We start from the raw sequence: 11,706 nt of genomic DNA on the forward strand, positions 1-11,706 counted from the left end.
AAGGGAGCCGGCCCGCTCGAGATGGTCGAACGTGTGAGGCGTGATCAGATGGGTCGGAACCCGGCACCGATCCCGCCGTTGGCGGAGAGGATCGACAGGATCTGGTCCATGTTGCGGCCGATTTCCGGTCCGATGCAGGGCACCAGCATGTAGGCGTTGACCATGCCGACCAGCGTCTCGCCCACGACGACCGGGGCGCCGGAGTCGCCCTCGATCACGCAGAGCTGCGTCATGGTCTCGCGGGTATCGAAGACGTCGCCGTAGACCCAGCCACAGGTGCGACCGGTGGTCCGCCCCTCCTTGCACACGATGGTCGGGAAGCTGACCGGCGCACCGACGGAGGTGATGGTCGTATTGCCGACCCGGTTGACCGGGATGACCCGGTTCGGGTCGAACTGGATGACCGCGAAGTCGAGGGTCTCGTCCGAGGAGACGATCCGTCCGAGCACACCGGCGTCGGTCTGGGTCTCCGAGAGGATGAGGTCGCCGACCTGTCCGCAGTGCGCGGCGGTCATGCCGACCAAACGCCCGGCCGCGTCGTTACCGATCGTGGTCAGCGTGCAGTTCACCTTCAGCTCACCATCCGGACCGGCCACCACGATTCCGGAACCACCGCCCATTGCCGGTCGGTCGTCCGCAGCCGCGGTACCCACACTCAGGCCCGTCGCGACGATGATCGCGAGCAGGGCACCGAGCACAACGGACTTGATCATCGACATCCCTTCGATTTGGTCGGAAGCACCGTACCAAGGGTCACGCCGGACGAGCGCATCGTCGTCCGGCGTCGAGACCGGGCGGTAATACGTTTGTCATCGACCCCAAAAACGCTCCCCACATCGGGGGCCCGGGCCATACCTTTGGCTGTAAGTCGGATCACAAATCGAGGCGGTATGACACTAAGCCCACACGGCGGTCGGAATCTGCGGACAATGATCAACGGGAGGTTTCCGATGTCGACACTGCGTTCCGAGCCGACGGGTCACGATGTGGATTCGAACGACCGGGTGGTTTACCTGATCGATGCCGCGACCGCCGTGGATACCCAGGCGGCCAACCAGTGGATCGACGAGCAACGCGGTGGGACGGTCACGGCACCGACCGCCCGGCCCACGTCGTTGACCATTCGTCACGGCGGGCTGACCGAATTCCTCGCGCGCGCCCAGCACGAGGGCACCGATCCACTTTTTGTTCCCCTGCGGGTCAGCCGTCCCCAGCGCCGGATCGTGCGGCTGCTGGCGCCACCGACGCGGCTGCGGTCGCTGCCCGGCTGGCGCCGCTGGCTGACCCCCGGAAGTTCGGATCGCGGCGTCGTGGTGGTCGGCAAGCCCGCGACGCTCGCCGAGTTGACCGATCGCTTCCACCGCACCGGCGGACGGTCGTTGGCCGCATTCGTCGGTCGGCAGGCGAGCCTGGCTCTCGACCGGGCCGAGCGGGACCTGATCGGCACCGAATACAAGTTCCCCCGCTTCGTCGTCGAGGAGATGACCGAAAGCAACCGATTCCGGGGCGACCTGGCCGAGCTGGCCGCGTCGGTCGACCAGCCGCTGCCCGACGTCGAGATCCGTGTTCGCGCCATCCTCGACGAGATGGTCGCCACCGAGAACCACCGCGCGGTCGAGCTGTGGGGCACGCTCGGCGCCTACTTCTCGCGCGCCTACAACGTGCAGGCCGACGCGAGCGGCCTGCAGGCGATCCGCGACCTCAACGCCTGCTACCCGCTGGTCTTCCTTCCCAACCACCGCTCCTATCTCGACCCGTTGGTGCTGCGCCCCGCCCTGCTCGCCGAGGGGCTGCCGCTCAACCACGTGATGGGCGGGATCAACGTCGGCTTCTGGCCGATCGGACCGATCGCCAAGCGCAGTGGGCTGGTCCTGATCCAGCGGAAGTTCTCCGACAAGATCTACAAGTGGACGCTGCGGCAGTACATGAGCTTCCTGCTCAGCAAGCGGTTCAACCTCGAGTGGTACATCGAGGGCGGACGCACCCGCACCGGCAAGCTGCGGCCGCCGCGCTTCGGTCTGCTGACCTACCTGTTCGAGGCGATGGAGAGCAGCGACGCCGAGGACGTCTACCTGGTCCCGACGTCGATCACCTACGACCGCCTGCACGAGGTCGCCGCGATGGCCGCCGAGTCGCACGGGGCGCCCAAACAGGCGGAGAGCTTCGGCGCGTTGATCGACTACATCCGGGCCCAGGGCAAGATCCGCGGCACCGCCTACCTGCGTTTCGGGCAGCCGATCTCCGTTCGGCAGATGCTCGAGGAGTTCCCCGACAAGCGGGTGGCCGTCCAGCGCAGCGCCCTGGCCGTCGCGCATGCCATCAACGAGGTGACCCCGGTGGCCCCCGGGGCGCTGGTCTCGATGGCGATGCTCGGCGCGGAGGATCGCGCGCTGAGCACCGCGGAGTTGTGGTCGGTGGTCGCCCCGCTGGCCGACTACATCGAAACGCGCGGCCTGCCGATCGCCGGCGGCTGTGACCTCGGCGCCCTCGACACGATGACCACCGCGCTGCGCAGCCAGATGGCGGCCGGGGTCATCCGCTCCTTCGACGACGGTCCGGAGCCGCTCTATCTGCTCGCCCAGGACAAGCATCTGGTCGCCGCCTTCTTCCGCAACAACGCGATCCACTTCTTCGTGATGCGCGCCTTCGCCGAACTGGCCCTGGCATCGGTCGCGCTGCGCCCGGAGCCCTCCGTCGGAGACGACGCCGGCGCCGACATTTCCGGCACCGTCCACGCGCGGGCCCTGGAACTGCGGGATCTCCTCAAGTTCGAGTACTTCTTCGGGGACCGCGAGGATTTCCAGACCCAGCTGGACACCGAACTCGACATGATCGAGCCGAACTGGCGCACCACCGACAGCCCGGAAAAGATCCTCGAGGTCCTGAGCGGGTTGCCCGTGCTGCTCGCGCACCGGGTGCTGCAGGCGATCTTCGAGGCCTACCAGGTGGTGGCCGACCAACTGCTGCTGTTGGCGCCGGGCGAGCCGTTCGACCGGCCCGGTTTCCTCGAGGCGTCGCTGGGGCTGGCGCAGTCCCGCCGACTGCGTCAACAACTGCAGCACAGCGAAGCGATCTCGAACGAACTGTTCGATACCGCCCTGCAGGAGGCGGCGAACCTCGATCTGCTCGACGTCGGCGCCGACGCGGTCACGAACCGCCGCCGCGACTTTGCCGCTCGGATATCGTTCTGGTCGGAAGCGGTGCGTCACCTGCGACAGATGGCCCTGTCCAAGCTCGACTCGATCGACGCCCGGGAGCAGTGGTAAGAGGGGAGCGGCGATGACCGACAACGAAGGTCGGCCCGCGCCAACGAAATCCAATACGTCGACCGAGCCAACCATCGAGCATCTCGAGCGCATCGCGACCGGCCCGACCGGCCCGAAGTGTGTGGCCTTCTTCGACTACGACGGCACGATCATCGACGGGTACTCCGCCGGGGCGGTCTTCCGGGAACGCCTGCGCCGCCGGGATATCGGCCCGATCGAGATGTGGGATCTGGCCTCCGCCGCGGTCGAGATGCGGGTGCGCAACTCCACGGTGGACAACCTGATGGACAAGGCGGTCCGCGCCCTCGCCGGCAAGGGCCACGACGACCTGCTCTCCGACGCGCGTCGCCTCTTCCGCGACCACCTCGCCGGGATGATCTACCCGCATATGCGGGCGATCATCGCCGCCCACAAGCGCGCCGGGCATCGGGTGGTGATGGCGACCTCCGCGACGCCGTACCAGGCGATGGCAGTGGTCGAGGACCTCGGCTTCGACGACATCATCTGCACCCGTCCGGAGGTCGACGCCGACGGCGTCCTTACCGGCCAGGTGCCGGGCGGATCGCTCTGGGGCCCGCGCAAGGCGGAGGGCGTGCTCGATTGGGCGCAGGCCAACGGCGCCGACCTGGACATCAGCTGGGCCTACTCCAACGGTGGCGAGGATGTCCCGATGTTGGAGTTGGTGGCCAACCCGGTGGCGATCAACCCGGACCCCCGGCTGACCAAGCAGGCGAATGCGCGCGGCTGGCCGATCCTGCGGCTGTCGACCGCGGGGTCGGCGCTCGACGTCACCTCGACCGCCCGCACCGTGGCCGCGCTCGGCGCGATGGTCACCACGACCGGGCTGGGTATCGGGGTGGGTCTGTTGCGGCGCAATCGGCGCAGCGGTGCCAATCTGGTCAGTTCGGCCGGTACGTCGATGGCGCTGGCCCTGGCGGGGATCGACCTGGAGATCACCGGCGAGGAATACCTGTGGCATCAGCGCCCGGCGGTCTTCGTGTTCAACCATCAGAGCAACCTCGACGCGATCGTGGTCGCGGCCGTCCTGCGCAGGGACATCACCGCTCTGGCCAAGAAGGAACTCTCCCGCGCTCCCTTCTTCGCTCCGCTGGGTTCGATGTTCTCGGTGGCCTATATCGACCGGAAGGACCCGAACAAGGCCGGTGATCCGCTCGCTCCGGCGGTCGAGAAGCTGCGCGAGGGCATCTCGGTGGTGATCGCGCCGGAGGGCACTCGGATGCCGACGCCGTCTCTGGGTCGTTTCAAGTCGGGGGCGTTCCGGTTGGCCGCGGACGCCGGGGTGCCGATCGTGCCGATCGTGCTCGACGGTGTCGGCCGATTGATGTCGCGAACCGCGCTGGTCGCGAAGCCGGGCACGGTGCGCGTCAGCGTGGGCCGGCCCTATCAGACCACCGACTGGGATCCGGAGGATCTCGCTCCGCATATCGCCGAGGTGCGCGGCTTCTTCCAGGAGGAGCTCGACCGCTTTACGCTGCCCTGAAGGCGCGGCCTACGCTGAGACGAGTGTGGACCCCGCTGACCTACGCGCTCTATGCGTTGACGCTGTTCTCGGCGGCATGGGTGCTGTTCGACCTGATCACCGGCCGTTCCTTCCTGCTGAAGTTCGCGCGTGCCCGGCACCTGCTGCGGCTGCACATCGGCACCGAGGTGGCCCTGGTGGCGCAATTGGTGGTCGGCATAGCCGCCACGATCGGGGGCGGTCGTGACATCCACGGCGCGACGTTCATCGCCTACCTGGTGGGACTGGTGATCGTGCTGCCGGCCGCCGTGTGGTGGGCCTACGGGGATCCGGGGCGCGGCGGCCTGGCGGTCCTGCTGGTCGCCAATCTGGCGATCGCGATCATGGTGGTCCGGCTGACGCAGTTGTGGGCCGGCCATGCGTGAACAGGGCGGTGCGGACAGCGCCGCGAACGGCCGTGCACGTCGCACCGGATTCCACAGCGTGCTCGTCGCGCTCTACGCGTTGTTCTCGCTGGCCGCCGGTGCGCGCTCGGCGGTCCAGATCAGCACCAACTTCTCCGCCGCTCCCCTGGCCTACTTGTTGTCGGCGCTCGCCGCGGTGATCTACATCCTCGCGACGATCGCGTTGGCTCGCGATCGGATCAGCTGGGCGTGGCCGCTGTGCCTGATCGAGTTGTTCGGTGTGCTGATCGTCGGCGCCGCCAGCTACCTGCTGCCGGAGCTGTTCCCGGATCAGACGGTGTGGTCGCACTTCGGACAGGGCTATCTGTTCATCCCGCTGGCCCTGCCGATCGCTGCGTTGTGGTGGATGCGCCGCACCGCCGCCGCGGCTGTCGTCGACAGCGAGTCCGGGCGGCCCTGATGCCCGCCGGGTCGATCGAGGTCGCCGGTCGCGAGATCGCGGTCACCAACGTCGACAAGGTGCTCTATCCGGCGACGGGTACCACCAAGGGCGAGGTGATCGACTACTACCGCCGGGTCGCGCCGGCGCTGATCCCGCATCTGGCCGGTAGGCCGGTCACCCGCAAGCGGTGGCCCAATGGTGTCGACGAGCAGTCGTTCTTCGAGAAGAACCTCGCCGGTTCGGCGCCCGATTGGCTCGACCGGCGTCGGATGCAGCATTCCGATCGCATCGTCGTCTACCCGGTCTTCTGGACGGCGGCCGACGCGGTCTGGCTCGGGCAGCAGGCCGCGCTGGAGGCGCACGTCCCGCAGTGGCGGTTTCCGGTGGCGGCGGACGGGGAGCCGACCGGCGGGATCGATCGGCCCGGCCGCGCGGACCGCATCGTCTTCGACCTCGACCCCGGCGACGATGTCGACCTGACGCAGTGTGCGCAGATCGCCTGCCGTATTCGGGATATGGTCGCCGGCATCGGCATGACCGCCTATCCGCTGACCAGCGGCAGCAAGGGCATGCACCTCTACATCCCGCTCGCCGAGCCGCTGACCTCGACCGGCGCGTCGACGGTGGCTCGGCGGGTGGCGAACCTACTCGAGGAGCAGTACCCGGAGCGGTGCACCGCCTCGATGGCCAAGGATCGTCGGCCGGGCAGGGTGTTCATCGACTGGAGTCAGAACAACGCCAACAAGACGACGATCGCCCCCTACTCGATGCGCGGGCGGCAGCATCCGACCGTCGCCGCGCCGCATACCTGGGACGAGGTGGAGGCCGGCGCGCTGCGGCAGCTGCGGTTCGACGAGGTGCTCGAGCGGCTCGACCGCGACGGGGATCTGCTGGCCCCCCTGGACGCCGATCTGGTCACCGAGCTCGACGTGGAGGCACCGCGACTCGACCGGTTGGGCCCCTACCGCGGGAAGCGGACGACCGCGCTGACCCCGGAACCGATCCCGGCCGCAAGTGCGCCGACCGATCCGAACCGGGAGCCGATCTTCGTCATCCAGGAACACCACGCCCGACGGCTGCACTACGACCTGCGGCTCGAACGTGACGGTGTGCTGGTGTCCTGGGCGGTGCCGAAGAATCTGCCGGCCGATCCGGGCCGCAATCATCTGGCGGTGCACACCGAGGATCATCCCCTCGAATACGCCGACTTCGCCGGGGATATCCCCCGCGGCGAGTACGGCGGTGGACATATGGAAATCTGGGATCGCGGCACCTATTCCACCGAGAAGTGGCGCGACAACGAGGTGATCGTCGACCTGCGCGGGTCGCGCATCTCCGGTCGCTATGCGTTGATCCGGACCGACGGTAAGCAGTGGTTGGCGCACCGCATGAAGGACGAACAGCCGCCCGAGTCGCCCGAACCGTCCCGGCCGCCCGAGCCGTCCCGACCGTCCGAGCCGTCCCGACCGTCCGAGCCGTCCCGACCGTCCGAGCCGTCCCGACCGGCCAATCTGCCGAATCCGTTGTCCCCCATGCTCGCCACCGCCGGCAGTGTCGAGGACGTGGCACATCGCGGCGACGCCTGGGTCTTCGAGGGCAAGTGGGACGGCTACCGCGTCCTGGTCCACCTCGACCACGGTGCGATCGATGTGCGCACCCGCACCGGGCAGGACTACACCCAACGCTTCCCCGGATTTTCCCGGCTGGCGGCCGATCTCGCCGATCACGCCGCGATCATCGACGGCGAGGCGGTCGGCTTCGACGACGACGGCGTCACCCGATTCGATCTGCTGCATCACGCGAGCCCGCAGGACGCCCGCCTGATCGCCTTCGACCTGCTCTTTCTCGACGGAATCTCGTTGCTGGACAAGAAGTTCACCGACCGCCGACGGCTACTGGAGCTGTTGACCACCGACCTGGACAGCGTGACGGTCCTCCCGCCGCTGGACGGCCCGGTCGATGCCGCGGTCGAGCGCAGTCGGGATCTCGGCTGGGAAGGCATCGTCGCCAAGCGTGCCGACTCGATCTACCGTCCCGGCGTCCGCTCCCCCGATTGGATCAAGATCAAGAACTGGCGCAGCCTGCGCGCCACGGTCTGCGGATGGCGGCACGGCAAGGGCGCGCGCGGCGGAGGGATCGGTTCGCTGCTGCTCGGCCTGCCCACCGCGTCCGGCGGCTACCGCTACGTCGGCCGGGTCGGCACCGGCTTCACCGAACGTCAATTATCCGACCTGCGAACAGAACTCGAACCGCTCCGGATCGACACCTGCCCCTTCGAGGAGCCGCCGCCGGCCGCCGAGCACCGCGACTCGGTGTGGGTGACGCCGCGCCTGGAGTGCACGGTGCGCTACGCGGAGATGAGCGACTCGGGCATCCTCCGGCATCCGATCTGGGACGGCCCGGTCCGCTGACATCCGCCGGTTGTGTCGGTACCCGCCGGCCCCGGCACTCCCGGTCGGTTGCGGCGCTACCCGTCGGTTGGAGCGGGGACCTTCGCGGCAGCAGCCTCCGCCACAGGGACCTTCGCGGCAGCAGCCTCCGCCGCGGGGACCTCTACTGCGGAAACCTTCGCGGCAGGGACCTTCGCCGCGCCGGCCCTGGCGGCCGGTCGCTTGGCCGCCGCCTTCTTCTTCGGCGCCTCCGCGGCAATCTGCTTCTTCGATGCCGCCCAGGAACAGATCGGGCAGCCGGTAAGATCGTGGCGCTGCGCGGGGCAGTACTCGCGACCGAAGAAGATGATCTGCAGGTGGCGTCGATCCCAGGTCTCTTCGGGGAACACCGCTTTGAGGTCCTTCTCGGTCCGCTCCACATTCTGACCGGTCGACAGACCCCACCGCGCCGCGAGCCGATGGATATGGGTATCGACCGGGAAGGCGGGGATACCGTAGGCCCCGGCCAGGACGACGCCGGCGGTCTTGTGGCCCACCCCCGGAAGAGATTCGAGGAATTCGAAGGTCGGGATCAGCTCGCCGCCCACTTCGACGATGCGATTGGCGGCCAGCCAGATGTTGCGCGCCTTGGTCGGCGCCAAGCCGACCTCTCGGATGTACTCGAGAATGCGTTCGGGACCGAGCTCGACCATCAACTCCGGGGTATCGGCCGCCGCGAAGAGGGCCGGTGTCACCTGGTTGACCTTCTTGTCGGTGGTCTGCGCCGACAACGCGACCGCCACCAACATGGTGTACGGGCTCGTGTGATCCAGCGGCACCGGCGGGTCGGGATAGAGATCGTCGAGGATCTCGCCGATGCGATCTGCTTTGTCCTGTCGTCGCACGCTGCGACCGTACCCCCGCCCTCCGACAGGAAGGCACCAGGACCAGGACGAGGTCCGACACCGAACCGAGACCGCATCCACCCTCGACTACGGATCGCGGATATCGAATCCATACCAATCGGACAAATCGGATCGTTACTCGCGCGTAGTATCTCGAAATCGCTTACAAACAAGCAGGATTCACAGAAGGTCCGGAGACACGGTATCCCCAACCCCCTTGCCGACAGATATACGTGATGGTAGACACACATATGTGGCGTTCGGCGCATCCACGTCGATCAGCCCGGAAAGGTTGGCGAAGCGGAGATGGGGATTCTCGGCTACATCATCGTTGGTTTGGTCTGTGGAGCACTCGCCAAGGCGCTTCTGAAAGACAGGGCGGTCGGCGGATGGCTGGCCAGCCTGATCATCGGCATCGTCGGCGCGATCGTCGGTGGCTGGCTCGGAAGTGTGCTGTTCAACGTCACACTGGGCAGCTTCTTCGAGCTGCGGACCTGGTTGCTGGCGCTTATCGGTTCGATCATCGTCCTGTTCGTGTACACGGCGATCACGGGACGCCGGTCCGGCTCACGGGTCTGACCACTACGCACGACGCACAGGCGCCGTTGGCGGCTCATCTCGAGCCGGCAACGGCGCCTTTGTGTTCGGTCCGGTACTGCTGTGTTCGCTCCGGTACGGCCCGATCGTCGATACGGATCATGCCCCACCGGGCACCCTCAGACTCCGATATTGCCCGCGGGATTCCACACCGCCGCGACCGCCGGGCGCGGCAGCGAGTTGCCGCCGTCCGGCCAGTTCGAGAAGGTGTTTTCGAAGGTGGCGTCGTCGTCCTCACCGGGATGCTGGACACACACGACGACGCGGTTGTCGACGATGACCGGACCGCAGGTCTCCGCGCCCACCGGCACGGTCAGGAACTGCTTGGTCTCACCGCGCCGATCGCCGTCGACCACCACGCTGAACAGCCCGTCGTTGGATCCCAACGCGTTTCCGTCGGTCGACACCCACAGATTGCCGTGCCCGTCGAAGGCGACGTTGTCGGGGCAGGAGATCGGGCTGACGGCGCTCTTGTCGAATCCACCGAAGTAGGTGTCCGCGGCCTCCGGATCACCACAGACCAGCAGTAGATTCCAGTCGAAGGATGTGCCCGCGTGGTCGTCGACGAGCTCGAGGACGTGGCCGTTCTTGTTCTCGATCCGGGGGTTGGCCTCGTCCGGTCCGGCGTTGCCGTCGACACCGCGATTGGAGTTGTTGGTCAGCGCGACGTACAGGTAGCCGGAGGCCGGGTTGACTTCCGTGTCCTCGGGGCGGTCCATCTTCGTGGCCCCGACCCGGTCGGCGGCAAGCCGGGTGAACACGGCGATCTCCTGCGGGTTCATGCCATCCACGAAGGACTCCGCCGCGGAACCCGGCCCGCTGCGCAGCAACGGAATCCAGGTACCCGAGCCGTCGAAGGCGCCGTCCTGCGGCAGTGTTCCGCTGCCGTCGATCTCGGACGCCGGCGAGTTGCCGGTCAACCGAGCGACGTACAGGGTTCCCTCGTCCAGGATGGCGATGTTCTCGGCCAGGGCCGCAGCATCCCCGCCGGACTGAACCTTCTTGGTGGAGACAAACTTGTAGATGTAGTCGAACCGCTCGTCGTCGCCGCTGTAGGCCACGACCGTACCGTCGTCGGTGACGTGGATGTTGGCCGCCTCGTGCTTGAACCGACCCATCGCGGTGTGCTTGACCGGCACGGCGGCCGGATCGTTGGGGTCGAACTCGACGATGTAGCCGAATCGATTGGCCTCGTTGGGCTCGACCGCCAGGTCGAATCTCGGTTCGAAACGCTCCCACAACCGTTCGCTGGCGGCACCCTCGATTCCGTAGCGTGCCAGCCGCTCCGCGGCCACGGGATCGGTGACGGACTCGGCGTTGCCGAAGTACTGGTTGAAGTTTTCCTCGGCGGTCAGCACAGTCCCCCAAGGGGTCAGTCCGCCGGAGCAATTGTTCAGGGTGCCGAGCACCGTCGTTCCCGCCGGGTCGGCGCCGGTGCTGACAAATGCCGAACCGACGGCCGGGCCGGTAAGGGTCATCGGGGTGGTCGCGGTGATCCGCCGATTGCGTTGTCCCAATACCGGTTCCAGAGCTCCACTTCCGGCGGAGGTACGGACCTCGACGACGCTGAGTCCGTGCGCGGCCATCGAGGTGCGTACCTGCTCCTCGGTCGGGTTCGCCGGATCGTAGTTCGGATACATCATCGGCTCGGTGGTGTACTCGTGGTTGGTCACCATCAGGAGCAGATCCGGTTCGCCGTCGATCGGCAGGAATCCCGCAAAGTCGCAGTTGTAGCCGAACTGCTGCTGCTGCGCGGCGGCGGTCTGGTTGAGCGGATCGAACTGCGGCGCGCCGGCGATGATCGGATCACCCCACCTGATGACGACCTGCTGCTCGTAGCCTGCGGGTACGACCAGCGCGTCCTCGGTGTTCGGCTGCACCACGGTGAAATCTGTTCCGGCCGGAGCGGTTTCGGACGCCGTGGTCGATCCGGTCGAGGCGACTCCGCCGTCGTCCGAGCAGGCCACCAGCAGGCTGCCGCCGCCGATCACCACGGCGGTCGTCGCGCCACTGCGAAGGATCTGTCGACGGGACAGCGCCCGCGCGGCGACGTCCCGAAAGTATTCTCCGTCACTGGTATTCGGCACATCGTGACCGCATGCGTTTCCGCATCGATAGGTACAGGTGATCGACCGTCGCGAGGATCGGCCGTCGTGCTGAACGAACAGCGATAGCGGGCGTAGGGCCACGTCAACTCCTTGGAGAGAGCAGGGCTGTCTGGACGGTCCACTGCGGGATGGGCT

Annotated in this window: 9 protein-coding genes; 6 read left to right on the forward strand and 3 right to left on the reverse strand. The window is 67.3% G+C overall.

Annotated elements, in window-relative coordinates:
- Positions 1-44 precede the first annotated feature (44 nt).
- Entirely contained in the window at positions 45-713 is a 669-nt protein-coding gene (locus MB1_RS00105) for a chymotrypsin family serine protease (RefSeq protein ID WP_066903370.1), read from the reverse strand.
- Between the two features lie 237 nt (positions 714-950).
- Between MB1_RS00105 and MB1_RS00110 the strand changes: the two genes are divergently transcribed.
- The 5 genes from MB1_RS00110 to MB1_RS00130 are packed head-to-tail and all read left to right on the forward strand — an operon-like array spanning position 951 to position 8,003.
- On the forward strand, positions 951-3,266 hold the full coding sequence (locus tag MB1_RS00110) for a glycerol-3-phosphate 1-O-acyltransferase (RefSeq protein WP_066902507.1): 2,316 nt from the start codon (positions 951-953) through the stop codon (positions 3,264-3,266).
- A gap of 13 nt (positions 3,267-3,279) precedes the next feature.
- Complete coding sequence (locus tag MB1_RS00115) at positions 3,280-4,767, forward strand: HAD-IB family hydrolase (RefSeq protein ID WP_084350531.1); 1,488 nt, start codon at positions 3,280-3,282, stop codon at positions 4,765-4,767.
- Positions 4,768-4,790: 23 nt separating this feature from the next.
- Complete coding sequence (locus MB1_RS00120) at positions 4,791-5,171, forward strand: hypothetical protein (RefSeq protein WP_066902509.1); 381 nt, start codon at positions 4,791-4,793, stop codon at positions 5,169-5,171.
- Entirely contained in the window at positions 5,164-5,610 is a 447-nt protein-coding gene (locus MB1_RS00125; protein ID WP_066902511.1) for a hypothetical protein, read from the forward strand. The genes MB1_RS00120 and MB1_RS00125 overlap by 8 nt, the downstream gene beginning before the upstream one ends.
- On the forward strand, positions 5,610-8,003 hold the full coding sequence (locus MB1_RS00130) for an ATP-dependent DNA ligase (protein WP_066902513.1): 2,394 nt from the start codon (positions 5,610-5,612) through the stop codon (positions 8,001-8,003). Before MB1_RS00125 ends, MB1_RS00130 begins: the two co-directional genes overlap by 1 nt.
- Before the next feature lie 56 nt (positions 8,004-8,059).
- On the opposite strand, the gene MB1_RS00135 is transcribed toward MB1_RS00130, so the two are convergent.
- Positions 8,060-8,866 (reverse strand): endonuclease III domain-containing protein, encoded by an 807-nt coding sequence (locus MB1_RS00135; protein ID WP_066902515.1) that lies wholly within the window; start codon positions 8,864-8,866, stop codon positions 8,060-8,062.
- 306 nt (positions 8,867-9,172) lie between these two features.
- Between MB1_RS00135 and MB1_RS00140 the strand changes: the two genes are divergently transcribed.
- The gene (locus tag MB1_RS00140; RefSeq protein WP_066902517.1) at positions 9,173-9,445 is read left to right on the forward strand and encodes a GlsB/YeaQ/YmgE family stress response membrane protein; all 273 of its coding nucleotides are present in this window, start codon (positions 9,173-9,175) and stop codon (positions 9,443-9,445) included.
- Between the two features lie 137 nt (positions 9,446-9,582).
- On the opposite strand, the gene MB1_RS00145 is transcribed toward MB1_RS00140, so the two are convergent.
- Positions 9,583-11,652: a PhoX family protein gene (locus MB1_RS00145; protein ID WP_066902519.1), complete on the reverse strand. Its 2,070-nt coding sequence runs from the start codon at positions 11,650-11,652 to the stop codon at positions 9,583-9,585.
- Between the last annotated feature and the right edge of the window lie 54 nt (positions 11,653-11,706).

Origin of the sequence: Millisia brevis NBRC 105863 (genome assembly GCF_001552615.1) — a bacterium.
GTDB lineage: Bacteria > Actinomycetota > Actinomycetes > Mycobacteriales > Mycobacteriaceae > Millisia > Millisia brevis.

Bases quoted from the DNA above. Each gene is read 5' to 3' on its own strand.
- MB1_RS00130 (WP_066902513.1), top strand. From the start codon at position 5,610: ATGCCCGCCGGGTCGATCGAGGTCGCCGGTCGCGAGATCGCGGTCACC.
- MB1_RS00125 (WP_066902511.1), top strand. From the start codon at position 5,164: ATGCGTGAACAGGGCGGTGCGGACAGCGCCGCGAACGGCCGTGCACGT.
- MB1_RS00115 (WP_084350531.1), top strand. From the start codon at position 3,280: ATGACCGACAACGAAGGTCGGCCCGCGCCAACGAAATCCAATACGTCG.
- MB1_RS00105 (WP_066903370.1), bottom strand. From the start codon at position 713: ATGATCAAGTCCGTTGTGCTCGGTGCCCTGCTCGCGATCATCGTCGCG.
- MB1_RS00110 (WP_066902507.1), top strand. From the start codon at position 951: ATGTCGACACTGCGTTCCGAGCCGACGGGTCACGATGTGGATTCGAAC.
- MB1_RS00140 (WP_066902517.1), top strand. From the start codon at position 9,173: ATGGGGATTCTCGGCTACATCATCGTTGGTTTGGTCTGTGGAGCACTC.